This is a genomic window from Siminovitchia sp. FSL H7-0308, assembly GCF_037980985.1.
GTDB classification, from domain to species: domain Bacteria; phylum Bacillota; class Bacilli; order Bacillales; family Bacillaceae_C; genus Siminovitchia; species Siminovitchia thermophila.
This window is the reverse complement of the sequence record NZ_CP150282.1, coordinates 1,973,194-1,997,634: the sequence shown is the minus strand read 5'-3', so window position 1 is coordinate 1,997,634 and position 24,441 is coordinate 1,973,194. Positions and strand designations below refer to the sequence as shown.

The 24,441-nt window shown below is 42.1% G+C and carries 23 protein-coding genes and 1 pseudogene; 17 read left to right on the top strand and 7 right to left on the bottom strand.

The features are described from left to right. Positions 1–5 precede the first annotated feature (5 nt). From MHB50_RS09510 to MHB50_RS09475, 8 genes are all read left to right on the top strand, one after another. The gene (locus tag MHB50_RS09510) at positions 6–197 is read left to right on the top strand and encodes a hypothetical protein (RefSeq protein ID WP_077110320.1); all 192 of its coding nucleotides are present in this window, start codon (positions 6–8) and stop codon (positions 195–197) included. Positions 198–644: 447 nt separating this feature from the next. Beyond that, positions 645–1,355 (top strand): EcsC family protein, encoded by a 711-nt coding sequence (locus tag MHB50_RS09505; protein ID WP_340085198.1) that lies wholly within the window; start codon positions 645–647, stop codon positions 1,353–1,355. A gap of 301 nt (positions 1,356–1,656) precedes the next feature. Further along, on the top strand, positions 1,657–2,607 hold the full coding sequence (locus MHB50_RS09500; protein ID WP_340085197.1) for an ABC transporter permease: 951 nt from the start codon (positions 1,657–1,659) through the stop codon (positions 2,605–2,607). After that, positions 2,600–3,553 (top strand): iron chelate uptake ABC transporter family permease subunit, encoded by a 954-nt coding sequence (locus MHB50_RS09495; protein ID WP_077110323.1) that lies wholly within the window; start codon positions 2,600–2,602, stop codon positions 3,551–3,553. Before MHB50_RS09500 ends, MHB50_RS09495 begins: the two co-directional genes overlap by 8 nt. Then, positions 3,550–4,308, top strand: coding sequence for an ATP-binding cassette domain-containing protein (locus MHB50_RS09490; protein WP_077110324.1), 759 nt, complete (start codon positions 3,550–3,552; stop codon positions 4,306–4,308). The genes MHB50_RS09495 and MHB50_RS09490 overlap by 4 nt, the downstream gene beginning before the upstream one ends. A gap of 19 nt (positions 4,309–4,327) precedes the next feature. Then, positions 4,328–5,287: a siderophore ABC transporter substrate-binding protein gene (locus MHB50_RS09485; protein WP_340085196.1), complete on the top strand. Its 960-nt coding sequence runs from the start codon at positions 4,328–4,330 to the stop codon at positions 5,285–5,287. 64 nt (positions 5,288–5,351) lie between these two features. Further along, on the top strand, positions 5,352–5,537 hold the full coding sequence (locus MHB50_RS09480; protein WP_077110326.1) for an H-type small acid-soluble spore protein: 186 nt from the start codon (positions 5,352–5,354) through the stop codon (positions 5,535–5,537). A gap of 339 nt (positions 5,538–5,876) precedes the next feature. Then, positions 5,877–6,104, top strand: coding sequence for a hypothetical protein (locus MHB50_RS09475; protein WP_340085195.1), 228 nt, complete (start codon positions 5,877–5,879; stop codon positions 6,102–6,104). 541 nt (positions 6,105–6,645) lie between these two features. On the opposite strand, the gene MHB50_RS09470 is transcribed toward MHB50_RS09475, so the two are convergent. Together MHB50_RS09470 and MHB50_RS09465 are read right to left on the bottom strand one after the other, a co-directional pair. Then, positions 6,646–7,923, bottom strand: a complete 1,278-nt coding sequence (locus MHB50_RS09470; protein WP_340085321.1) for an MFS transporter — start codon at positions 7,921–7,923, stop codon at positions 6,646–6,648. A 41-nt stretch (positions 7,924–7,964) separates the two neighbouring features. After that, complete coding sequence (locus tag MHB50_RS09465; protein ID WP_077112109.1) at positions 7,965–8,438, bottom strand: hypothetical protein; 474 nt, start codon at positions 8,436–8,438, stop codon at positions 7,965–7,967. A 334-nt stretch (positions 8,439–8,772) separates the two neighbouring features. Between MHB50_RS09465 and MHB50_RS09460 the strand changes: the two genes are divergently transcribed. Beyond that, complete coding sequence (locus tag MHB50_RS09460) at positions 8,773–11,613, top strand: 2-oxoglutarate dehydrogenase E1 component (protein WP_340085194.1); 2,841 nt, start codon at positions 8,773–8,775, stop codon at positions 11,611–11,613. Positions 11,614–11,650: 37 nt separating this feature from the next. Beyond that, the gene (gene odhB, locus MHB50_RS09455; RefSeq protein ID WP_077112105.1) at positions 11,651–12,919 is read left to right on the top strand and encodes a 2-oxoglutarate dehydrogenase complex dihydrolipoyllysine-residue succinyltransferase; all 1,269 of its coding nucleotides are present in this window, start codon (positions 11,651–11,653) and stop codon (positions 12,917–12,919) included. Here odhB and MHB50_RS09450 read toward each other — a convergent pair. Beyond that, positions 12,873–13,313 (bottom strand): transposase, encoded by a 441-nt coding sequence (locus MHB50_RS09450; protein WP_077112103.1) that lies wholly within the window; start codon positions 13,311–13,313, stop codon positions 12,873–12,875. The two genes, odhB and MHB50_RS09450, sit on opposite strands and share 47 nt — an antisense overlap. A 213-nt stretch (positions 13,314–13,526) precedes the next feature. On the opposite strand from MHB50_RS09450, the pseudogene MHB50_RS09445 reads away from it, so the two are divergent. Next, a pseudogene (locus MHB50_RS09445) lies at positions 13,527–14,313 on the top strand (DUF2935 domain-containing protein). A 53-nt stretch (positions 14,314–14,366) separates the two neighbouring features. On the opposite strand, the gene sda reads toward MHB50_RS09445, so the two are convergent. Both sda and MHB50_RS09435 read right to left on the bottom strand, forming a co-directional pair. Next, entirely contained in the window at positions 14,367–14,489 is a 123-nt protein-coding gene (gene sda / locus MHB50_RS09440; protein ID WP_077112101.1) for a sporulation histidine kinase inhibitor Sda, read from the bottom strand. Positions 14,490–14,661: 172 nt separating this feature from the next. Further along, complete coding sequence (locus MHB50_RS09435) at positions 14,662–16,146, bottom strand: aldehyde dehydrogenase family protein (RefSeq protein ID WP_340085193.1); 1,485 nt, start codon at positions 16,144–16,146, stop codon at positions 14,662–14,664. A 229-nt stretch (positions 16,147–16,375) separates the two neighbouring features. Here MHB50_RS09435 and MHB50_RS09430 point away from each other — a divergent pair, with 229 nt between their 5' ends. The 3 genes from MHB50_RS09430 to MHB50_RS09420 all read left to right on the top strand — a co-directional run bounded on the left by MHB50_RS09430 (position 16,376) and on the right by MHB50_RS09420 (position 19,820). Beyond that, a complete protein-coding gene (locus tag MHB50_RS09430; RefSeq protein ID WP_340085192.1) occupies positions 16,376–16,924 on the top strand; it encodes a competence protein ComK in 549 nt (182 codons plus the stop codon). 99 nt (positions 16,925–17,023) lie between these two features. After that, positions 17,024–17,896 carry a MoxR family ATPase gene (locus tag MHB50_RS09425; protein WP_077112095.1) on the top strand — a complete coding sequence of 291 codons (873 nt, stop codon included), beginning with the start codon at positions 17,024–17,026 and terminating at the stop codon, positions 17,894–17,896. A gap of 13 nt (positions 17,897–17,909) precedes the next feature. Next, positions 17,910–19,820 (top strand): hypothetical protein, encoded by a 1,911-nt coding sequence (locus MHB50_RS09420; protein ID WP_340085191.1) that lies wholly within the window; start codon positions 17,910–17,912, stop codon positions 19,818–19,820. A gap of 286 nt (positions 19,821–20,106) precedes the next feature. Here the strand turns inward: MHB50_RS09420 and MHB50_RS09415 are convergent, their stop codons facing one another. Next, a complete protein-coding gene (locus MHB50_RS09415) occupies positions 20,107–20,877 on the bottom strand; it encodes a TPM domain-containing protein (protein ID WP_340085190.1) in 771 nt (256 codons plus the stop codon). Then, the gene (locus MHB50_RS09410; protein ID WP_077112087.1) at positions 20,877–21,455 is read right to left on the bottom strand and encodes a LemA family protein; all 579 of its coding nucleotides are present in this window, start codon (positions 21,453–21,455) and stop codon (positions 20,877–20,879) included. The genes MHB50_RS09415 and MHB50_RS09410 overlap by 1 nt, the downstream gene beginning before the upstream one ends. Before the next feature lie 162 nt (positions 21,456–21,617). On the opposite strand from MHB50_RS09410, the gene moaA reads away from it, so the two are divergent. Genes moaA through mobB form a run of 3 tightly spaced genes read left to right on the top strand, consistent with a single transcriptional unit; the run spans position 21,618 to position 24,436 of the window. Continuing rightward, entirely contained in the window at positions 21,618–22,628 is a 1,011-nt protein-coding gene (gene moaA, locus MHB50_RS09405; protein ID WP_077112085.1) for a GTP 3',8-cyclase MoaA, read from the top strand. Between the two features lie 27 nt (positions 22,629–22,655). Beyond that, complete coding sequence (glp, locus tag MHB50_RS09400; protein WP_077112083.1) at positions 22,656–23,939, top strand: gephyrin-like molybdotransferase Glp; 1,284 nt, start codon at positions 22,656–22,658, stop codon at positions 23,937–23,939. Then, the gene (gene mobB / locus MHB50_RS09395; protein ID WP_077112081.1) at positions 23,912–24,436 is read left to right on the top strand and encodes a molybdopterin-guanine dinucleotide biosynthesis protein B; all 525 of its coding nucleotides are present in this window, start codon (positions 23,912–23,914) and stop codon (positions 24,434–24,436) included. Before glp ends, mobB begins: the two co-directional genes overlap by 28 nt. Positions 24,437–24,441: the final 5 nt, after the last annotated feature.

Here is a 24,441-nt window from a genome sequence, read left to right as displayed (position 1 = left end):
GTGGTTTGGAAAAGACTTTTTTTATCGCGACATTGACATTTAATTGGTTTATAGCCATCAGTTTGGCTGTCTTTTCTTTTTTCGCGTTTAAGTTGGGTTATCCGCTGATTGGCATATGTTTAGTGTTGATTTTTATTGGGTCTTGCATCGTAAATGTGAAATTCGCAAAAAAATGGAGAGAAAAAGACAAAGAATAAATGGGGGAAGATCGCTTTGGCGATCTTTTTTTAGGCTTAGTGTTTGTGAGTTCCAAAGTTAACGAGTAGTGAGCATGTGATCCTAAACACAAAGTTGCCATTTCCGGAAATGTTTCGAAAAAACACTCGCGCGGAGGTGGCACCAGACAAAAAACTTGGCGGCATGTAATCGCACGTTCGAATACATCGCCGTTTTAGCGATTTGCCAATGCCGCACTCATGACAAGACAAGAAAGTTGACAGCGGGCGGACTTTCGAACATGTGGTCTTTTTAGACGCAAGGGACATGAGCTCGAGGAAATAAAACAAGAAAACGCTTTAACGATATGATGGAAGACGGCTTGAAGTTTGTAAAAGATATTGCGCTATATTTGATCCAATTACAATGAAACTAAATGACTTCTCAATACGTATAAAATAAGCAAATAAAGTTTTAGGGTGGGAATCATGAACGAATATGAGAAAAAAGTATTTGAAGACGTTCAAGCATGGAAAAGGAACATGTACAAAAAATCGAGCCTTTTACAGCGTTTATCGAAACAAGCGCAAACAAAGATGAATGATTTGATTCCTGAAAAAGCCCACCAGGTGATTTCAGAAAGTATCAAAAATATGGTGAAAGCAACGATTTTTGGATCAGATATATTGACAACATCAAAACCAAAAGATCAGTTAAGCCTTTTTCAACGGGATCAACTGCTGAAAGAAAAGCTGTCAATTTACCGTAAAACGGCAGTTGCTGAAGGAGCGGGAACTGGCGCAGGGGGAATCTTGCTTGGTTTGGCCGATTTTCCTTTGCTGCTCTCTATTGAAATGAAGTTTTTGTTTGAAGCGGCTCATATTTACGGTTTTGATACGAAGGAATATAGTGAGCGGCTGTTTATTTTGCATATATTTCAACTTGCTTTCTCAAGTGACGAAACGAGAAGAGAAACAATGAATACGATTGAGAATTGGGAAGAGGAAAAAGAAAGGCTCGTTGATATGGATTGGCGTAAACTGCAACAAGAATACCGAGATTATATAGACTTGGTTAAAATGTTGCAGCTCATTCCCGGATTGGGTGCGGCTTTTGGGGCATATGCGAATTACCAACTGCTCGACCGCTTGGGTGAGACAGCCGGAAATTGTTATCGCTTGCGATTATTGTCACAGTGAGAATGATCATGCGACCAAGAGATTCTCAGAAAAATTGAACACGAAAGGAATGGCGGTTGTCTGACGGCTCGCCATTTGGGTGAACGAAAGGTGTTTTCTTCAGGGGGAACGCCTTATTTGTGTTTGCGCGGCTTTGATTGTGATGCAATTCATTATTGGTGACACAGCCCTGTCATTAATTGAGAAAAATTTTCAATTAGTGATTGACACCCATTTTTGCAGTGCTATAATGAGTATGACACCAATTGATAATGATTATCACTTTCGGTGAAAACAGATAGAAAATGTTGGTGGGTGGTCCGTGAGAATAACATATTTTGTTTTTGTCCTTCTTTTTTTATGTACTCTTTCTTTGTTTATAGGAGTCAGCGATATTACTCCTTTAGATTTACTCGATTTTTCATCAGAAGAAACAGAAGTATTTCTGGTCAGCCGGCTTCCGCGGCTTATATCCATCATTTTAGCAGGAGCGGGTATGAGCATTTGTGGGCTGATCATGCAGCAATTAAGCCGAAACAAATTTGTTTCGCCTACAACAGCCGGAACTTTGGATGCAACAAGACTGGGGATCCTTGTCTCCATGCTTTTGTTCTCCAACGCTGCAATGCTCGTAAAAATGTCAGTGGCATTTGCATTTGCGCTTGCGGGTTCGTTTTTGTTTATGAATATCCTCAATCGCATTAAATTTAAAGACGCTATTTTTATTCCGCTCGTCGGACTCATGTTTGGAAATATATTATCGTCCATAACAACGTTTTTTGCCTATAAGGCCGATGTGATCCAAAACATGTCAGCATGGCTGCAGGGTGACTTTTCAATGATCATGAAAGGCCGATATGAGCTGCTGTACATAAGCATACCCATTATATTGTTAGCTTACTTCTTCGCCCATCGATTCACGGTTGCCGGAATGGGAGAAGATTTTGCGAAAAATCTTGGACTTTCCTATAAGCAAACCGTCAATATCGGCTTGATACTCGTTTCACTTGTAACGGCAACAGTCGTATTAACGGTAGGGATGATTCCTTTTTTAGGTTTGATTATACCAAACATCATATCTATCTTTATGGGCGACCATATGAAAAAAACCTTGCCTTACACGGCATTGCTCGGAGCCATATTTCTTTTGGCATGTGATGTTTTGGGCCGCGTTTTAATTTACCCATATGAAATTTCCATTAGTTTAATGGTGGGCATTATAGGCAGCGGTATTTTCTTATATTTGCTTTTTCGGAGGAAGGCATATGCGTAGTAATATCATTAAAATGAGCAGCCTTTTCCTCATCGCCGTTGGTTTATGCTTCCTATACTTGTTTCACGATTTGAATGGAAGTTATGATTACGCGTTGCCGCGTCGGGCTATTAAGCTGTTGGCAATGGTTTTGACAGGTGCGGCCGTTTCATATTCTACGGTTGTTTTTCAAACAGTAACAAACAACCGCATATTGACACCGAGCATTATCGGTCTTGATTCTTTGTACCTGTTGATACAAACTGTTTTTATTTTTTTTCTGGGCTCGGAACACATCACTGTAGTGAACAAACAAGTGAATTTTCTTTTGTCAATCGGGGTCATGATTGTTTTTGCCTTGTTGTTGTACCGGCTGTTATTTAAAAAAGGGCAGCAATCAATCTATTTTTTACTCCTGGTCGGTATTATTATAGGGACATTTTTTCAAAGTATCAGTACATTTTTGCAAGTACTGATTGATCCCAACGAATTTCTTATGGTTCAAGACCGGATGTTTGCAAGTTTTAATAATGTAAATGGCGATCTTGTCTGGCTCGCGTTCTTTATCATTTGTATCGTTTTTGCCATTGGCTGGCGTTCCGTTGGTTTCTTGGACGTGATGTTGCTGGGTCGTGATATCGCGGTGAACCTTGGCATAGCTTACGAAAAAATCGCCAGAAATATGCTTGTCATAACAGCTATTTTGATTGCCGTTTCTACGGCGTTAGTGGGTCCGATCACATTTTTCGGACTGATCGTGGCAAATTTGTCCTATCAATTTTTTTCAACCTATAAGCACAGGGTCCATATTACCGGGGCCGTCTTTATGAGCATCATCGCGCTTGTGGGAGGACAATGGGCTGTTGAGCGCATCTTCACTTTTTCCACAACGCTGAGTGTCATCATTAACTTTGTCGGAGGAGCATATTTTCTTTACTTATTATTAAAGGAGAGTCGATCACCATGATTATGGTACGGGGATTATCGAAATTATATGGAAAAGCGAAAGTGGTAGAAGATGTAACAGTAGACATTCACCGTGGCCAAATCACATCTTTTATCGGTCCAAACGGGGCTGGAAAGTCGACATTGTTATCGATGGTGAGCAGGTTATTAGAGGCGGATACGGGAGAAGTGTTATTGGACAAGAGAGATATGAAGAAGCTTTCATCAGATGAAATATCGAAAAAAGTTTCGATTCTGAAACAGTCCAATTTTTTACATGTAAAACTAACCATTCGTGAGCTTGTGTCTTTTGGCAGATTTCCTTATTCGAAAGGACGCTTGACGGCAGAGGATGAAATCAAGGTAGATGAAGCCTTAACTTATATGGATTTATTAACCATGCAAGATACCTATTTGGATGAACTATCGGGGGGCCAGCGGCAACGGGCATTCATTGCCATGGTGATCGCGCAGGACACAGATTATATTTTACTGGATGAACCGTTGAATAACCTTGACATGAAACATTCGGTGCAAATTATGAAAATGTTAAGGAGACTTGTCGATGAACTCGGAAAGACGGTTGTCATCGTTCTTCATGATATTAACTTTGCCTCCGTCTATTCGGACCGGATTGTTGCCATGAAAAATGGCAAAGTCGTAAAAGATGGTCCAACGAAGGAAATCATACAGTCCGATTCACTAAGAGAAATATATGACATGGATATACCAATTAAAAATGTAAATAATTGCAGAATTTGCGTTTATTATTCTTGATAAAGAGGAGATGAATACAATGAAGAAATGGTTATTTTTCATGATGGCCGGCTTGCTGGCATTTACATTAAGTGCTTGCGGAGCAAGCAATGAATCATCTGGTTCAAAAGGTGAAGAGAAGAAGGAACCTGATAAAAAAGAAGAAACGATTACAATCGAGCATGAGTATGGCGAAGCGAAAGTCAACAAAAATCCTGAGAACGTCGTAGTTTTTGATTTTGGCATTTTGGATACACTGGATAAGCTTGGCATAAAGGTGGCAGGTCTTCCTCAAGCAACGGTCCCTGCGTATTTGGATAAATATTCCGGTAAGGACTATAAAAATCTGGGGAGCCTGAAAGAACCTGATTTTGAAGCAATTGACTCGTTAAAACCTGATGTGATCTTTATTTCAGGGCGCCAGGCTGATTTGTATGACCAATTTGCCGAAATTGCCCCGACCGTTTATGTCGGTTTCGATTATGGCAACTATATGGATTCCTTCAAAAAGAATATGGAAACAGTCGGCAAGATTTTTGATAAAGAAACAGAAGTTCAAGCCGAAATAGAGGATATTGAAAAGCAAATTACAGCCATCAATGAAAAAGCAACTTCAATGGATCAAAAAGCCCTTGTGGTATTAGCAAACGAAGGGAAAGTAAGTGCTTATGGCCCAAGTTCAAGATTTGGATTGATTCATGATGTGCTCGGTTTTAAACCGGCAGATGAAAAAATTGAGGCATCCTCGCACGGTCAAGGAATTTCATTTGAATATATTTTGGAGAAAAATCCTGACATTTTATTCGTCATTGACCGCAATGCGGCGCTTGAAGAGGATGCAACTCCTGCAAAAGAGACGGTTGAAAACGACCTTGTTAAAAAGACCAATGCTTTTAAAAATGAAAAGATCATTTATTTAGATGCCGATTATTGGTATCTTTCCGGCGGGGGTTTACAATCCATGGAAGAAATGATCGGAGAGGTTGAGAAAGCTTTCTAACATTGGTCTGAATAAAATTCTCATCTGTATCCAAAGCTAGTAGAAAAGGATCGGAGTGAGACTATTGGATGCAAAGCGCGTGAGGCAAATCCTATCTTCTCCCGCTGATATTGAAGTGACATACAATGGCACATCTGTATGGATTGATCAATTGCATCATGATGAAACAACCGCCACTGTGCATTTACGGGGGGCGGGTTCCACGAAAGAACCAACGACCGTGGAAATTTCACAGTTAACCGAAGAATAAGGGGGGCTAAAAGCCTCCTCATATCAATCAGTCGGAAAGAAAACAAATCGTTTTCTCCCGGCTGATTTTCCATTTGGCGGACCTCCCCTGGAGGGCGCCCGCCACTTTTGGAAGGTTGGCGATCAGTAAAAACCTGCCCTTGAAAATGGACAACACGCCCTGGAGCTCAATAATGTAGCGGTGTGATTGTTCACGATGTTTTTTCTTCCGTCATCAACGTTGTGATGAATTGTTGGATGCAAAAGAGCATATGTTAGCTCATTAACATTTTCCTTTGATTTATAAACGTTACCATAATATGTTAATCTAATAGCAAAACTTTAAAAGGGATGTGCTGAAATGTCCAAAGGAAAAATAGCTGGAGAAGAAGCTGAAAATCTATACGATGATATACTGAAGACGATAAATCATTTAAACGAGAAAGAGGCAAAATCTTTTTTAAAGCTTATTTATGCAAAGTTAGACATTGTCAAGTATGGTAATGGTAAATACAGTAGCAAAGAGTGCGTAAATGAACTGTTCGAAAAGTTTAAAGATTTAAATGAGTTACGTAAAGAAAAGAAATAATAAATTTGAAACGGCTGGGACATAAGCAAATACGAAATAGCAAAAACCGAACAATTCATTTATAATTGTTCGGTTTATTTGTGTTAAAAAAATCCCTATCATCGCTATGTCAACATATTTCGCTTTCCGCAAGTCTCTTCAGCTTTAGCTATTCCCGCAGGAGTCTGCCTATTTTGACTACGCTAAAAGTTTGCGTATGATACACTGGGACAATTGATCCGGCATGTAAGGTGCCGTAAGACTCCCACTTCAAAATCTTGAGTGAATACAAAAGGTCTAAGTGTGAGAAACGGCCCCTAAATGCCCGATTGGTTCAACTAACAATCAGTAGGAGATGGAAGATAACTCCTACTGAATGAAGTTTCACTTTATTGTTCGTTTTTTCATCAGCTGATTTAGTTGTGTCCCAGCCGTTTCATTATATATAGCTTTTGTTGTTCTATCAGCAACCGCTTTTCATACCCTGATTAACCCCAAATGATACACAACGCATAATCATACTGAATAGCATCAAGCAAGAGAAGTAAAAATACAGAAAATCTCACTTTAGTGCCGGTTTCACATCCGCTGTTTTTTCCTTTTTCCCTTCCGGGTTAATTCCTTTTAACGCTAAAAGTGCCGCAATAATGGAAAGGCCCGCCAACACGAATAAAACGCTCTGGTTATTGTGCTTCATAAGAAGGGCCACTGCGGGAGGACCGGCAGCAACTCCGATAAATCTCATGGAACTAAAGATAGATGTAATTGTTCCCCGCATATCTTTCTCGATAGTTTGCGTAAGAAGGGCATCCAAACATGGAAGTGCCGACCCAATCCCAATACCGCAAAATACAAAAACGGAGATGGAGTAAAGAAACTGATCTGAAAGCATTTGGGCGATGACGGCGGCTCCTGCCAAAACGATCCCGAAAAAGGAAATCCACTTCATTTTTGGCAAGCTGTCTTTCATGATTTTTCCAGTAATAAAAGAAGCGATGCAAAGCGCTGCCAGCGGAATGGCAAGTAAAAAACCTTTTTTCAAACCGTCATAGTGGTAATCTTCCTCAAGAATTGATGATAAGTAAAACAAGAAACCGAATAAAACAAACATTAAAATGGCGCCGATTAAAAAAACAGCAATCAGCCAGTGCCGATGTTCCGCAAAAATACTTTTCGTATGATGAATAAATCTGCCAAATGAGAGCTCATGCTTGTCCCCTTTAGGCTTTTTGACCAAAAATAAAATAAGAAGCAAAGAGATAAGGGAAAAAAGCGGGATTGAAAAAAAGGGGAGAAACCAAACCAAGCCTGCCAATAACGATCCGAGAATCGGGCTCAATACTTTTCCGAAAGTGTTTGAAGTTTCAATTACGCCCAATGTGGCACTGACATCTTTATCCCGTTTAAACATGTCTCCCACCAGTGGCAGGACAATCGGAAAAGCACCGGCTGCCCCGATTCCCTGCATTACCCTGCCTGCGAGCATTAAAAGGAATGGATTTTCCATTTTCCAGGCAGCCCATCCGGAAATGAGCCCGCCGATCCCTGTCATGACGAGCGAGGGGATGATCACAACTTTCCTCCCAAACTTGTCGGATAAAAATCCCGCAATCGGAATGAAAAAGATGGCAACAATGGAATAAACCGTAATCAGGTAACTGGATTGCAATTTGGAAATGTCCAGTTTCTTTTCCATTAAGGGTAACAAGGGAATTAACATGGAATTTCCCAGGGTCATGATAAGCGGAATGGATGCAATGGAAACAATAGCCCATTTTTTGTCTGCTGTTGCATTGTTTGTATGAGTTTTTTCCATGGCTCTTCCTTTCAGATCAATCATTACCATTACTGTTTCTCGTTTTTTGTTTTTTACCCGGTCTTTTAAAATTTTTCGGACACATCCACTTCCGTCAACTGCATATCATCCATTTTGGGGATCTTAATTTCAAGAATGAGATCCTTAACCAAAGCCGTAGCACCTTTCCTTTTTACAAGGCTGGGCAAGATGATGGTATGGCGCTTACCTGGTTCGGGCATATTTTCAATAATCGCTTGATTGGACGTATGGAATATTTTTAACTGTTTATGAGTTTCTTCATCCGGCAATTGAATTCTTATAAAAATATGATCAAATGTCTCAAAAACATCTACATGAAATTTTTGTTGTTCCTTTTCTTGCGCCTGGGAGCTGTTCGCTGTTTGGAAGTTGAATGGAACGTTTGAATTTTCCATGTGAGGAGGGACATATTTTTTGATCATTTCCGATACATAAGATTGAATATCTGCTGGGTTCATTTTGTCGGCAATATTCTTCATTTCGTCGTTATTAAATGGAAACATGCTCCATGGAAACATCCGCCTCCCTCCCTTGAAACAACTCGATACATTATATGCTTATGTAAAAGTTGCGCAACAAGGGAGAAAAAAAGCGTATTTATTTGAATTTTTTTTAAAGAGTAGTAAGATGGTATATGGATTTTAGAGATATTAATGAAAGAAGGATCGTGAGCAAAATTCGATAAAATATGATGATATTTTACCTTAAGATGCCCAGTTAAATAAAAATTTGTCAAAATGATGTCATTACGCTTTTACTCGTTTCATTTGAGTGATAAAATGGATGTGCATTTATCTAAGCTTCATAAAAAGAGATGAAAATCAGAGGTTTAAATGGTGGAGGTTTAAACAAATGAGTAACGAAGCATCTTTCCAAGATTCGCCCTGGCAGGAGTTTTCGGGGCATAACCTTGGGTATGTAATGGAATTGTACGAAAAGTATTTGGAAGACCCAAGCAGTGTTGATCCTGAGATGAAAGAAGTGTTCGACAAGTGGGGCGCACCGTCGACAGCCAATGCCGCAACAACGGTCGGTCAGGCTGATGTTTCATTCCAGATGCCTGCCATCCACAACCAGTTGAGCAAGATCGTTGCAGCCGTCAAGTATGCGGATAACATACGTACATATGGGCACCTGATTGCGGATATTAACCCGATCCGGCGGAAGGAAAAAAACACAAGAAAGCTCGAGTTGTCTGAATATAATTTGACCGAAGCTGACTTGAAGCAAATACCGGCATCATTCATTTCTCCCAATGCTCCATCAAGTTTAAAGGACGGCTATGAAGCGATTGAACATTTAAAAGAGGTATATACAAAAAAATTGGCGTTTGAATATCACCATGTTCATGAGCTTGACGAAAGAAACTGGCTTCAACAAAAGATAGAAGAAGGCGTTTTCTATCCGAAATTAACGAAAGAGCGAAAAAAAGCCTTGTTAACCCGCTTGTCGGAAGTCGAAGGGTTTGAAAAATTTATTCACCGCACTTTTGTGGGGCAAAAACGATTTTCAATAGAAGGCCTTGAAGCTCTGGTGCCGTTAATGGATAAAATCATTAGTTTGAACGTGGAAAAGGGTACGCGAACGATCAATATCGGAATGGCCCATAGAGGACGGCTGAACGTGTTGGCGCATGTCCTTGAAAAGCCTTACGAATTAATTTTTTCCGAGTTCCAACATGCGCCTAATAAAGAGTTAATTCCATCCGAAGGTTCCATCGGAATTACTTACGGATGGACAGGCGACGTCAAATACCATCTTGGTGCGGACAGAAAGCTGAAGCGTGGGAACACCGCAACAACGAGAATTACTTTGGCCAACAATCCGAGCCATCTTGAAGTAGTCAATCCGGTCGTCGACGGCTTTACACGGGCAGCGCAGGAGAATCGCAATGTCCCTGGATATCCTGAACAAGATATGGATAATTGCCTTGCCATTGTTGTGCATGGGGACGCTGCTTTTCCTGGCGAGGGAATTGTGCAGGAAACGCTGAATATGGGCCGTTTGCGAGGGTATAACACCGGAGGCTCCATTCATATTATTGCAAACAATATGATTGGGTTTACAACCGAAAGCCGAGACTCGCGTTCGACGTTATACGCCTCTGATGTTGCGAAAGGTTTTGAAGTGCCAATCGTGCACGTCAATGCCGATGATCCGGAAGCGGTTCTGGCGGCAGCAACGCTCGCCCATGAATACAGACAAAACTTCCATAAAGACTTTATTATTGATTTAATCGGTTACCGCCGCTTTGGGCATAACGAAATGGATGAGCCCATGGTGACAAACCCAATCATGTATAACATGATTAAAAACCATAAAACAATCAAAGAACAGTATGCGGAACAATTGCTTGAAGAAGGCCACGTAACGAAGGAAGAAATCAAGCAAATTGATGAAAAAATTCAAGAGTCGTTACAAAAAGCTTACGACAAAGTTCCTAAAACAAAAGACAATCCGGACATCGTCATGAATCCTCCGGAGTATATCAATAAACTGCCAAAGGTACAAACGGCCGTAAATGAAAAGATTCTTTCCAATATAAATGATGAATTATTAAAGTGGCCGGATAACTTTCATGTATTCGGCAGATTAAAACGGATATTGCAGCGCAGGGAAAACGTTTTTAAAGAAAAAGGGAAAATAGATTGGGCCCATGCTGAGGCGCTTGCTTTTGGATCTATTTTGAAAGATGGGACCCCTATCCGTTTAACGGGGCAAGATTCCCAGCGTGGAACATTTGCGCAGCGCAATCTTGTTTTACACGACGTAAAAACGGGTGAAGAATACATCCCGATGCACCATTTAAGTGATGTAAATTCATCTTTCGTCGTCTATAACAGTCCTTTGACCGAAGCGGCAGTAGTCGGGTTTGAATACGGCTACAACGTTTTCGCACCAGAAACGCTTGTGTTGTGGGAAGCCCAGTTCGGAGACTTTGCCAATATGGCTCAAGTTTATTTTGACCAATTTATTTCTTCGGGCCGTGCCAAATGGGGGCAAAAATCAGGACTCGTCATGCTGTTGCCACATGGTTATGAAGGCCAGGGGCCGGAGCATTCGAGCGGAAGAGTGGAAAGGTTCCTGCAAAGTGCTGCAGAAAATAACTGGATTGTAGCCAATCTATCGACGGCGGCACAATATTTTCACATCTTACGAAGACAGGCAGCCATACTGAAAAAAGATGAAGTGAAACCGCTTGTTCTAATGACACCTAAAAGCTTGCTGCGTCATCCGCTTGCGGCCGCAGACGTTGAAGAATTGACCAATGGCGAATTCAGGTCGATAATTGAACAAAAAGGTCTGGGAGAGAAGGCTGAAACGGTTGAACGGATCATCCTTTGCAGCGGAAAGGTATCCATTGATTTGGAAGAGAGCCTAAAAGATGCAGACAATCCAGATTGGATCCATATTTTAAGGGTAGAAGAACTGTATCCATTCCCGAAAAAAGAAATAACCAACATTATTTCGCGTTATCCAAACGTTAAAGAGTTGGTATGGGTTCAGGAAGAACCTAAAAATATGGGGGGCTGGAGTCATGCAGTGTCCTACCTTTGGGATATAGCCCCTGAAGGTGTGGATGTCAAGTATATTGGGCGCCGCAAGCGTTCAAGCCCGTCAGAGGGTGACCCGACTGTTCACAGGCAGGAACAAAGCCGCATTATTAATGAAGCATTGACAAAAAACAACTAAGCTGAATTTACCCGTAAAGTTAGAGGAGGATTTCAAAGTGGCCGAAATTAAAGTACCAGAGTTGGCAGAATCGATTATGGAAGGAACTATCGCCCAATGGTTAAAAAAACCTGGAGACTATGTGGAAAAGGGCGAGTATATTGTTGAATTGGAAACAGACAAAGTAAACGTTGAGATCATATCCGAAGAAGCAGGAGTCGTTAAAGAGCTAAAAGCGGAAGAGGGAGAGACGGTTCAGGTCGGCGATGTGATAGCAATCGTGGAAGCCGGAGCATCCGCAGGGGCAAGTGAACCTGCTCCGGCTCCGGCAAAAGAGGAAGCCCCTCAGCCTGCCCAAACAGAACAGCCAAAAGGGCAAGCCCAAGAAGAAAAACAAGAAGAGCAGGCTCAAACTGCAACAGATCGTCCGGTTGCTTCCCCTGCGGCACGCAAATTGGCCAGGGAAAAAGGAATTGACTTGTCGGCTGTTCCGACTGTCGATCCGCTGGGCAGGGTTCGTAAGCAAGACGTGGAATCCTATTCCAACCAGCCTGCTCAACCACAAGCAGCGCCAACTCCGGCTGCTGCTCCAAAACAAGAACCGCCACAATCGCAGGAATTTGGAAAGCCGGTGGAAAGAGTCCGCTTGTCTCGCCGCCGTCAAACGATTGCAAAGCGGCTTGTTGAAGTACAGCAAACAGCAGCTATGCTCACGACTTTCAATGAAATTGATATGACTGCTGTCATGGAGCTTCGCAAAAAGAAAAAGGATAAATTTTTCGAAGAGCACGATGTACGCCTTGGCTTTATGTCGTTCTTTACTAAAGCCGTTGTCGCTGCATTGAAAAAATATCCAGCAGTTAATTCAGAGCTTGATGGCAACGAGCTAGTCTTGAAAAAGTACTATGATATCGGAGTCGCTGTTTCCACTGACGAGGGCCTTGTCGTTCCGGTTATTCGCGACTGTGACCGGAAAAACTTTGCCGAAATTGAAGCAGATATTCTTTCTGTTGCCTTGAGAGCACGCGACAACAAACTCTCCTTAAGCGACTTGCAAGGGGGAACTTTTACGATTACGAATGGCGGAGTGTTTGGATCCTTGTTATCAACGCCAATCTTAAATGGCAATCAAGTTGGGATTCTGGGGATGCACACCATTCAAACCCGCCCGGTAGCAATTGATGCAGAGCGCATGGAAAATCGTCCGATGATGTATGTTGCCCTTTCATATGATCATCGTGTCATTGATGGAAAAGAGGCTGTTGGATTCCTCGTCACGGTCAAAAAACTTCTTGAGAATCCGGAAGACCTCCTGCTAGAAGGATAAGATGTTTATACCTGAGGCTGGGGCATAAGTAAATAAAAAATAGCAAAAAGGGACTGTCCAAAAAGCCCCTAAAATAAATCAGGCGGAGGAAAACGGTTTGTTTTCTTTCGCCTGATTTTGTATTTTTCGGGTCTCCCCCTGAAAGCAGCTGGCGAATGCCCGCCACATTCAGGAAGTTATGGGCCAGGGCCACAATCCCGAATGCCACGTGGACCTTTTTGAGTCCCCGCAGGGAGAATCGGCGGAACGACCGATTGCCCTTGATGTGACCGAACACACTTTCTATCTCGTTCTTCCGCCGGGAGTAGATTTCTGCGATCTCTTCACATTCAAGGGCTGTCTTGGCCTTTGCCTTCATCTCTTCATAGATCATATTTAATGTTTGTTTGGTCACTTACATTTTACTAGATGGGACGATTTTTTGTATATATGTTTTGATAAAAGGAGAAGTGAAAAGGAAAAGGCTGTCACAGAGAAAATCGATTTTCACCGACTTTTTGGACAGTCCCTTTATTTATGTTAAAAAATCCCTATCATCGCTACGTCGAAAATATTCGCTTTCCGCAGGTCTCTTCAGCTTCCTCGGAAGCAAAGGTCCCTTAATGCGTTGAAATTTGAACATGAATTTTGGCTACAAGTCCTGGGAGATCATTCAACGTTTATCCTTGATTCTTTAAGCCCTGAAGAAAATCGGGCGATCGGTGAAGCAAAGCGGTTCAAAAAGGTATTTGATGAGCTTCTTTTTGAAGCACGCCAACTTGAAAGCACCGGACCGTTCTATGACTTAACATTGCGTTCAGAAGGCAGTGTCAGGGAATTGAAGAAGTTTAAGCTCTCGCTGCTTGAAAAACAACTCGCCAAAAAAGTGAAGATCCAGCTTTCTCCTACATTTATTAACCATACCATCAATGAATTGGAAGAATATGAACGCATTTTAAGTTACTTTAAGAAAAATGAATCCCCTCCAATCCTCCACGAGCTACATCATCATTTGCTATGGCTGCAAGATGCGTATGGGCATGCGGAAGCCATTTATGTCAACTTGGATGCCACCGAGAAGAAGCTGAAAGAAAAAAGCCATTTATTTACAGTCCACTTTGAGCAGTTTTATTTAAAAGCTGTTGAATTCACAAGTATTTTATTTACGTACGAAGAAGTATGATTTTCCGGCTTTAGACCGGATGAACGATGAAAGTAAACTGGAGATCCAGGCTTTTCAAAAGTTTTTAAATGAATTGCTCGAACTGAATATTTCAGCACAAGTACTCGGTACTTTTCCGGCATTGATGGCTGACCATATGTTTCGGGAAGAATGCTATTATTTGACGAAACTGGCTGAATCTACAAAAGAACAATGCCCGGAATGTGATCCAACAAAGCCGCGAATCAAATAAAGCGTGCTTGATCGCACGCTTTATTTCTAAAAAAATAATAAATGATTTGTTTATTAGGGATTTAAACCACGTTTCCTTATTTCCATTTTCAATAGTCGAATCCATTCTGTACCATGATTATTCTTCTTCGCGTCTCGGTAGGCTGCTACAAGCTGTTCGTTGCTTAAAATTTTCATGCAGGCAAAAACCTCCTCGTGAAAGTTGAATAATTCTTGTTCTTCACCTACCATTATACCTTTTTTCTGGTGAAAAAGTAAGGGTTTTCATTGTTTTTATCTATAATTTTTTTGCTGTAGACGATAAAAAGAAGCCTCAATACAGAAGGCTTCTTTCGTATTATATCCGTTTTTATTTTAATGAGATCCAAACGCTCTTGACTTCAGTATAATTGTTCAGGGCGTAAGATCCCATTTCGCGCCCAAGACCGGATTGTTTGAATCCTCCAAACGGAGACGCGGCATCAAAGGCATTATAGCAGTTCACCCATACCGTACCCGCGCGTAAACGGTTTGCCACGTAATGGGCTTTCGCCACATCTTGCGTCCATAAACCTGCCGCCAATCCATACTCCGTATTGTTGGCGCGATCAATCAGTTCATCAAGATCTTCGAAAGGCAAAGCAGCAATAACCGGTCCAAAAATTTCTTCTTTTGCGATCGTCATGTCGTCTTTAACGTCTGCAAAAATGGTTGGCTCCACGAAGAATCCTTCTTCACGCGGCTGTTGGCCCCCGGTGAGCAGCTCAGCCCCTTCGTTAATCCCTTTCTCAATATAGTTAAGTACCCGATTCTGTTGTTCGGCAGAAACAAGCGGCCCCATTTGAGTATCTTTATCAAGGCCGGATCCCTGCTTAATACTTTTAGCATGGGAAGCCATATCAGCGACAACGTTATCAAAATGTTTCTTTTGAATAAATACGCGTGATCCGGCAGAGCATACTTGCCCTTGGTTAAACATGACGCCATTCAATGCACCTGGAATGGCTTTTTTCAAGTCAGCATCAGGCAGAATAATATTTGGTGATTTTCCGCCGAGTTCCAGCGTAACTCTTTTGACTGTTTTGGCGCAGCGCTCCATAATGAGCTTTCCGACTTCAGTGGACCCCGTAAAGGCAATTTTGTCCACTTCCGGGTGGTCTACCAAAGCTTGTCCAGCCGTTTCTCCAAATCCCGGAACAATGTTAACCACTCCCGGCGGAAATCCGGCTTCTTCAATTAATTCTGCTAAGTATAGGGCGGATAGCGGCGTTTGCTCCGCAGGTTTCAACACGACCGTACATCCAGTCGCCAGTGCGGCCCCCAATTTCCACATCGCCATTAACAGCGGGAAATTCCAAGGGATGATTTGTCCGACTACACCGACAGCTTCATGACGGGTATAGTTAAAAAACGGACCTGAAACAGGAATGGTTTGTCCTGTAATCTTTGTTGACCATCCTGCGTAATAACGCATATGCTCAATAGCAAGCGGCAAATCGGCATTTGTTGTTTCACGAATCGGTTTTCCATTGTCCAATGTTTCAAGTTGGGCCAACGCTTCCTTGTGTTCTTCCATTAAATCGGCGAGCTTGTACATTAATCGGCTTCTTTGGGCAGCGCTCATTTTTTTCCATTTGCCTTCATCAAAGGCTTTGCGGGCTGCCTTGACCGCTCGATTGATATCTTCCGCTTCTCCTTCATACAGGGTTGCGAGAGTTTCACCCGTTGCCGGATTAGGGGTTTCAAATGTCTTTCCGCTTGCACTCTCAACAAATTCTCCGTTAATATAAAGCTTTTTCGTACCCTGTAAAAACTTTTCCACTCTTTCGTTGACTTCCAATGCTACTTGACTCATTGAACTCCTCCTTTAAAAATTTTCCCAAGGATGGTAATATAAATAGAAACCGCTTCCAAATATTAGTATACTATGAATATAGGAAATATACAAACAAAATAATTAGGCAAAAATTACCAAGATACGACAAATAGTTACTAGTAAAAGAATATTTAGTATATAAAAACTAATTCTTTACTAATTCAATGCAAACAACTTATAATAATGTTGTGACAGGAGGTTTTATTTTATGTTTGATGAAAGAGCTGCATTAAGATTTAGACTGGAGCAAATGAAAGACGCGGAAGAAAGGTTGATCGTACAAATTCAGAAAGAAAGAGCTTATATTTTTAGCCGTTTAAGAGAACTTGATGCCCAAACATCTGCCGAGACCGGGACGTCTGAACAAGATTTAAAATTTTTAGAAAGATCACAGCCTTATTTGCAAGCTCCCCAACAAGATGGTGAAAAGAAAGAATGGACTGGAGCCAAGATGAGAAGGGCGCGGCCCTCCAGGAGAAGCAAAACGACGAAAATGCGCGAAGCCGCGGTAAATATTTTGAAGCAACAAACTTCTCCCATTCGCGGCATAGATTTGGAAAAATTAATAGAAGAGCGCACCGGCTTTCAAATCGCCAATATGACAACCTTTATGAACACCATTATGAAAGCGGATGAAAGAATTATCAAAGTCGGACGGGGCTTATATTCTTACCATAAAGAGCCGACGAATAATCCACTTGGTCCCATCATACTCGGGAGCGAAGAAAACGACAATTCGACGAATAGCGAATCTTAAAGCCTGCTGAAAAGCATGCTTTTTTCTTTGATACGGGAAGTTTGGTAAAATAGAAGGGCTACAAAGCCAAGCAGTTGGAACTAAGAAAGGATTGTTCCCATGTTATTAAATGAACTTCCACAAAACATTCAAGAAATGATTCAAGAAAGAAACAAGTTATTTTCCCACTATGATCAAGAACAAATCGGAGAAAACGGCTTTTTATCGGATGATTCTTCCATTTTGAGTGATGCGGTCATCGCTTTATCATTGGGAAAAAATATCTTATTAAAAGGTCCGACTGGTTCCGGAAAAACAAAATTGGCAGAAGCTTTGTCCCATATTTTCAGACAGCCTTTGCATAGTGTAAATTGTTCCGTCGACACCGATTCTGAAGCATTGCTCGGATTTAAAACAATAAGCGAAAAAGAGGGGAAAAACCGCATTGAATTTGTTCCGGGTCCCGTCGTAAAAGCGATGGAGAGGGGGCATTTATTATATATCGATGAGATTAACATGGCCAAACCGGAGACACTCCCGATTTTAAATAGCATCCTCGATTACAGAAGAAAGTTTACAAACCCGTTTACAGCAAACGTGGTAAAGGCAAAAGAAACCTTTGGTGTGATCGCCGCTATTAACGAGGGATATATTGGAACAGTTCCCTTAAACGAGGCGTTGAAAAACCGGTTTATCGTAATCGATATCCCTTATGTCCAGGGAGAAGTATTAAAAAAAGTTATTCAACAAGAAAGTCTTTTAAAAGATGAAAAATTAATTCAACAATTCATTCGTTTTTCTGATGATCTCCTTTTCCAGGTAAGAAACGGCCAAATTCCCGAAGAAGCTGCATCCATCAGGGCGTTATTAGATTCTTGTGACTTGGCGGTTTTTATGCCGCCGCTTCGCGCAGTACAAAGAGGTATTGCCGATAAACTGGAAGAGGACAGAGAGAGAGCAGCGGTGATGAATATAGCCGCTACGTTATTTTAAAGGGAGTGGTTTCATGCTATACCACTTTATCGATTTCAACGACAAAAAAATCAACTCCTTTCTTTTGTTGGAGTTGGAAGATTTGGCGAAAACTCTGGCCAAAACCAATCAATACAAGGTGGATTTTGGAAAATTATCGTATATAAGCTTTCAAGAGAACAAGATATATGTAAGCCATTTTTGGGATGATCGTCCCCAAAAAATAAAAATAGATGGAATGAAAAGTGAAATCTTTTTGCGGGCTTTCGGAAACATCCATTTTACTGATTTTCGCGAGATTGAACCCTTCTCCAAGTTTGCGGCCGAGACCAACATTCCAAGCTTCGCCCGACAATTGTTTATGTTGGCGGAAGATGTAAGGATTGAAGAAGAGTGTAAGCGTAAGCGCACGGGGATGAATAGGGAGTTTCACACAAGACGTGCCGTTTATATGGATTACTTTGAATCGCAAATGAATGTGAACCTTGAAAAAAACTTATGGATAGACGCTTTTTTTAATTTCATTTACGCAGTTTGGAATACGAATAAGCCCTTTGCGACTTTTCCAGCTTTTCCCGTTGAACTCGATAGGCACATACCATTGTTTCTCGAGAAGTTGGAAAAAATGTATGAAGCCCAATCCACGAAAGATTGTGCCATTCTTTGTGCCGAAGTTGTTGAAAAGGCTGAACTGCTTTTTTCAGATGATATGATCAATGAGTACTTTCACTTGCCCGTATTATCCGGCAACACCCTGATGAAGGCTCAAACAGGTAAAGCAAGAAAACCTTTCCTTGAAAACAATGATCCAGCAGATGCCAAAAATAAAGACGTGTTCCAAGAGGAAATGAAAACGTGGCACCGCGAGACAGAAAAAGAAGGAGACAACCATTTGTATTTTAACCTGGAAAGGGGAACGAAATCGAGTTTGCCAAAGGGAAATGCGCGAAAGGGAGATCCGGACCAAACTGAAATGACGATCGTTCGGGGAAAAAGCGGAAAGTCAGCTTCCAAAGCGTGGGCAAATACAGAACTTGAAGGAAACGAAGGAATCGAAACAACAGACGAACCACATCGCTACGGAGAGGTGAATAAACAGGCAAAAGCCATTTTTATACCTCCCCAAACACCTGATGCTAACGATAGAGAGCAATACAGAAAACTCAGGGAAGGAGTTTTGTTTTATAAAAGAAAACTAAAAAATATCATCGAACAAACGTTGGAAAAGAAAAAAACCGGACAGCTTACAAATCGGAAGATAGGACGGCTCGGAAAAAATCTCATACCGTATTTTATTGAGGATTATCCGAACTTATTTTATAAAAAAACCGAACCTGTCAAAGAGATTGATGCCGTTTTTAGCTTATTAGTTGATTGCTCTGCATCGATGTCAGATAAAATGACGGAAACGAAACGGGGGATTATTTTATTCCACGAAGCGTTGAAGTCTGTTCGTGTACCTCATGAAGTGACGGGATTTTGGGAAGATGCGGATGAAGCGACAAAGGATGAACAGCCAAACTATTTTGACAAGGTCATTTCGTTTTCCCGTTCTCTAAACGAGAGTACGGGGCCTGAAATAATGAGACTGGAAGAAAAAGAGGATAACCGTGACGGTTTTTCCATCCGTGTAACAAGCGAAAGGCTGATCCATAGGCCGGAAAAGCAAAAGTTTCTTCTCGTTTTTTCCGACGGGGAACCGTCTGCATACGGCTACCATCAAAATGGGATTATAGACACCCATGAAGCCGTAGCAGAGGCCAGAAAGAAGGGAATTGAAGTATTTAACATTCTGCTTTCCAATGACGGAATTGATCCGGGCCAAGAGGAAGTATTTAAAAATATTTATGGAAACAGAAGCATAATGGCGGAAAAAGCGGATCAACTTCCCGATATCCTTTTTCCGTTGCTGAAAAAATTACTCAATCAATCGCTCAATGACTAGCATCTGATAAAATAATGAATGCCGTCTATTGAAGAATTAAGCATGCCCCACCGAACGAAACTGAAATCATATAAAAAACGGAAGTGCAGGTAAGAACCTCACTTCCGTTATGGCCGGCGCTTTCCGTCCAGTTTAACACGGTTAAACCGCGCCTGTCGCTTTTCTGTTTGATTTGCTCTAGGCACCAGGGGTGTAAGTTTGCTTCGCGGCTTCAATCGAAACATTTCTCTTTCAGAAGCTCCAGCGCTTGTCGCCTCTGTAATGGGGTGTCTTAGCGCTTTTCGCTTTACCAGCCACGACTCGCACCGCCACCACCACTTGAACCGCCTCCTCCAGATCGCGGGAATCCACCACCGCCTCCGCCGCCACGACCACCGCTTTGGAGGATGGCGGCAAGCATTCTGAGCAGTGACAAACTGAGAGCTCCGCCAAGAAAACGAAAGTCTAAAAATACAAGTCCGGCGAAAATCAGGAAAAATATAATGACCGTCAGCAATGAAGGTCCGTCATCTGTTTCCGTATATTCAAACCCTTTTGCATCGGCCTTTTTATCCACATTGTATTCTTTTCCAACTTCATTAAACAATTGTTTATACGTATTGATGATTGCCGAATTGACTTCATCTTTTTCCAAGTAGGGGAGGGCGTAACTGTCCAAGATTCGTCCAACTTTTCCGTCAGGAAGAGCCCCTTCAAGACCATACCCAACTTCAATGCGGATTTTTCGGTCATTCAGAGAAAGCAGCAACAATACCCCATTGTCTGTGTTTTTGCCGCCAAGCCCGTATTGGCGGAAAGCTTCCAATGCGTATTCCTCGACTGTTTCTTTTCCAAGCGACTCAACGGTTAAAACCGCAATTTGCGCTTCCGTTTGATCGTCCAAATATTTCCCCAGTTCCACAAGCTCCTGCTTTTCCTTTTCTGATAACACATTGGCGAAATCTTGTACATAAATATCTCCAACTGGATCCGGTATATTAGCTGCAAAACCCTGCTGTCCTTGGGCAAATAAAAGGATGGGAAAAAGGAAGAGGAGGGAAAAGAGGACCCTTTTCATTACTCCCCATTCCTTTCAAAATCTACATCCGGCACATTTTGCGCTTCTTCATCTGCTTTAAAGTACTCCTTCTTCTCAAACCCAAATATGGATGCTGTAATGCGTCCCGGGAACTGTCTTACCTTCTTATTGTAGACTGTCACTTGATCGTTGTAATCCATTCTCGCAACCGCGATCCGGTTTTCAGTTCCGGCAAGCTCGTCCATCAACTGTGTAAATTGTTTATCGGCTTTTAATTCGGGATAATTTTCAGAGATGGCGAGCAGTCTGCTTAAAGCGGTCGTCAGTTCGGCATCTGCATTTGCTTGCTCTTCAGGCGTTTTTGCCCCGATCAACTTGGATCTTGCTTCCGCAATGTCACTAAAAACTTTGTCTTCATGACTCGCGTATCCTTTCACCGTTTCTACTAAATTTGGGATCAAATCGGCTCGTCGCTGGAGCTGATTTTCAATTTGGGCATGTGTCTTCTCGACCTCTTCCTCAGCATTGACAAATCCATTATAGCTCCCAAATAAAGGGATCAGGATAATGGCGAGTACCACAACAATCCCAATAATCGCACTCAGGCTTTTTCTCATTTCTTTCACTCCTTATTAGTCATTATACCGAATAAAGCCTTATAAGGTTTCATTTTTTTCTTAAAAAGAGCTTATCATTCAAATATAGTTTGTTAGTCCAAACAATAGAAAAATGATACAATTTCCATATAGCGGCGAACAGTTGGAATTGGAGGAGATTTAATGGAGGGATTACAGGACAAATTGAGGCGTCCTTTGCAGGATTTGCGGATTTCCGTCACAGATAAATGCAATTTCAGGTGTCAATATTGCATGCCTGCTGATATATTTGGGCCTGATTTTACGTTTTTGCCCAAAGAGGAAATCTTGTCATTTGAAGAAATAGAAAGGCTTGCAGTTGTCTTCAGCAAATTGGGTGTCAGGAAATTGAGAATTACGGGTGGCGAGCCGCTGCTTCGAAGACATATCACCTCCTTAATATCACGCTTAACGAAAATAGAAGGAATTGATGATATCGGATTGACGACTAACGGAGTCTTATTGACGAAAGAAGCGGAAAATCTGAAGCAAGCAGGACTTAAAAGGGTTAATGTCAGTCTTGATGCTCTGCATGATGAGATATTTAAAAAGATAAATGGCCGGGGTGTGAGTTCCAACGTTGTTTTACGTGGAATAGAAGCCGCCATTCGCGCAGGTTTAGGGGTAAAAGTGAATATGGTTGTACAAAAGGACGTCAATGAAAGTGAGATCATTCCAATGGCCGAGCACTTTCGGGATATGGGGGTCACGCTTCGTTTTATAGAATTTATGGATGTAGGCAATACGAACGGCTGGAATTTTCAAAAAGTCGTTACCAAAAAAGAAATATTCAACAAGCTCGCCGCACACTTTGAATTGGAGCCTGTAGATCCCGATTATTTTGGAGAAGTAGCCAAGCGGTACAGATACAAGGATTCAAAAACGGAGATCGGATTCATAACATCTGTATCGGAATCCTTTTGTGGCAGTTGCACAAGAGCGCGGATTTCGGCTGACGGAAAATTTTATACATGCTTGTTTGCTTCCAAAGGACATGATTTGCGGAACATTTTAAGAACCTATCCAGATGAAGGTCCGCTCGTTGACAAAATCCGTTCAGTATGGGAACGAAGAACAGATCGTTATTCAGATGAGCGGACAGAAGAAAGTGTAAGGCGCAAAGAGAAAATTGAAATGTCTTATATAGGTGGATAACATAGTGAGAAGATGAGGGGGAAGCCGATGGAAATTAGAAAGCCGATTTGGGTGCGGGATGCAGTTGCAAAGATGATGGAATATAAGAAAAGGGGCGAAACGGAACTTGTCTCCATCGATGAGTGTGATGGCCGCTTTTTATCGGAGCCGATCATTGCAGATCATGATGTTCCGCCCTTCAATCGTTCACCTTACGATGGGTTTGCGTTAAGATCATCCGATACCGAAAATGCTTCCCGTGACAACCCGCAACGGCTGCAAGTGGTTGATGAAATAGGGGCAGGCCAAGTGAGCGGAAAAACAGTCGGTCCCATGGAAGCGATCAGGATCATGACAGGCGCGCAAATCCCGGGAGGGGCCGATTGTGTTGTGATGTTGGAGCTTGTAAACGAACTGAAAGAAAATGGAGAAAGCTTTATTGAAATCAAACGCGTGATGAAAAAATGGGATAATATATCCTTTCAAGGGGAAGACGCGAAAAAAGGAACTCCGCTTATCGACAAAGGCGTCCGTATCAACCCAGGAATCAAAGCACTGCTTGCCACGTTTGGCTACAGCAAAGTGCCTGTCGCCAAAAAGCCGCTTATCGGCGTCCTCGCGACCGGAAGTGAGCTTCTTGGGCCGGAAGATGACCTGGTTCCGGGGAAAATCCGCAACAGCAACGGGTATATGATCGAATCACAAATATTGCGTGCGGGTGCGCAATATAAAAGGTATGAACAGTGTGCCGATGACTTGGAAAAACTGCGCGACACGATTATGCAAGCAACTGAAGAGTGTGATGCCGTCATCACCACTGGGGGGGTGTCCGTAGGCGATTATGATCACCTTCCGGAAATATATGAACAAATCGGTGCCCGCCTCCTTTTTAATAAAATAGCGATGCGGCCGGGAAGTGTAACGAGCTGTGCGGAAAGGGATGGAAAACTATTATTTGGTCTATCGGGAAACCCTTCAGCCTGCTATGTCGGATTTGAGTTGTTTGCAGGGCCCTATATTAAATATTGGCTGCACTCGGACAGGCCTTATTTACGGACGATTCGAGGCACGTTAAAAAGTGATTTTCCGAAACCGAATCCTTTCAGCCGATTTGTTCGGAGCCGTATCTTGTTTGAAGATGGCAAAGTGTATGCCGAACCGGTTGGGCTTGATAAGTCAGGTGTTGTCACATCCCTTGCTTGGGCCGATTGTTTCATTGTCCTTCCCGGAGGAACGAGAGGGTTTCAGGCGGGAGATCATGTTGATATGATGCTTCTGGAAGATGCCGAAGGAAGTGACAAGCCATGGCAGGAGCCAAGATTTTCCAAATAACGGGATATCAAAACAGCGGCAAAACAACGGTAATGGAACAATTGATTGCCACATGTAAAATCCATGGCCTTAAGGTGGGGACGATTAAGCATCACGGTCACGGCGGTTTTCCAGAAAGAATTTCAGTACAAAAAGATTCGGAAAAACACCGCCTGGCCGGTGCAAATGTGACCGCTGTGGAAGGCAACGGTATATTGCATATAGAAGCCCAAAAAAGTTCGTGGGAACTGGAGGAAATCATTCAATTATACAACGATATCCCAGTGGACATTATTCTAGTGGAAGGTTATAAGCATCACGGCTACCCCAAGGCAGTCTTGTTAAGGGACAATGAAGATGTGGATTTGCTGGGAGAATTACATCACATTGAGGCGATTATTTGCCGGGAGCCATTACAATTGGGGGCAAATGTTCCTTTATTTTTGCTGACTGAATTGGAACCTTTTCTGGAGTGGTTTGTGGGTCAATATGTATATAAAGAGAAAGACCGGAAATGAAGGCC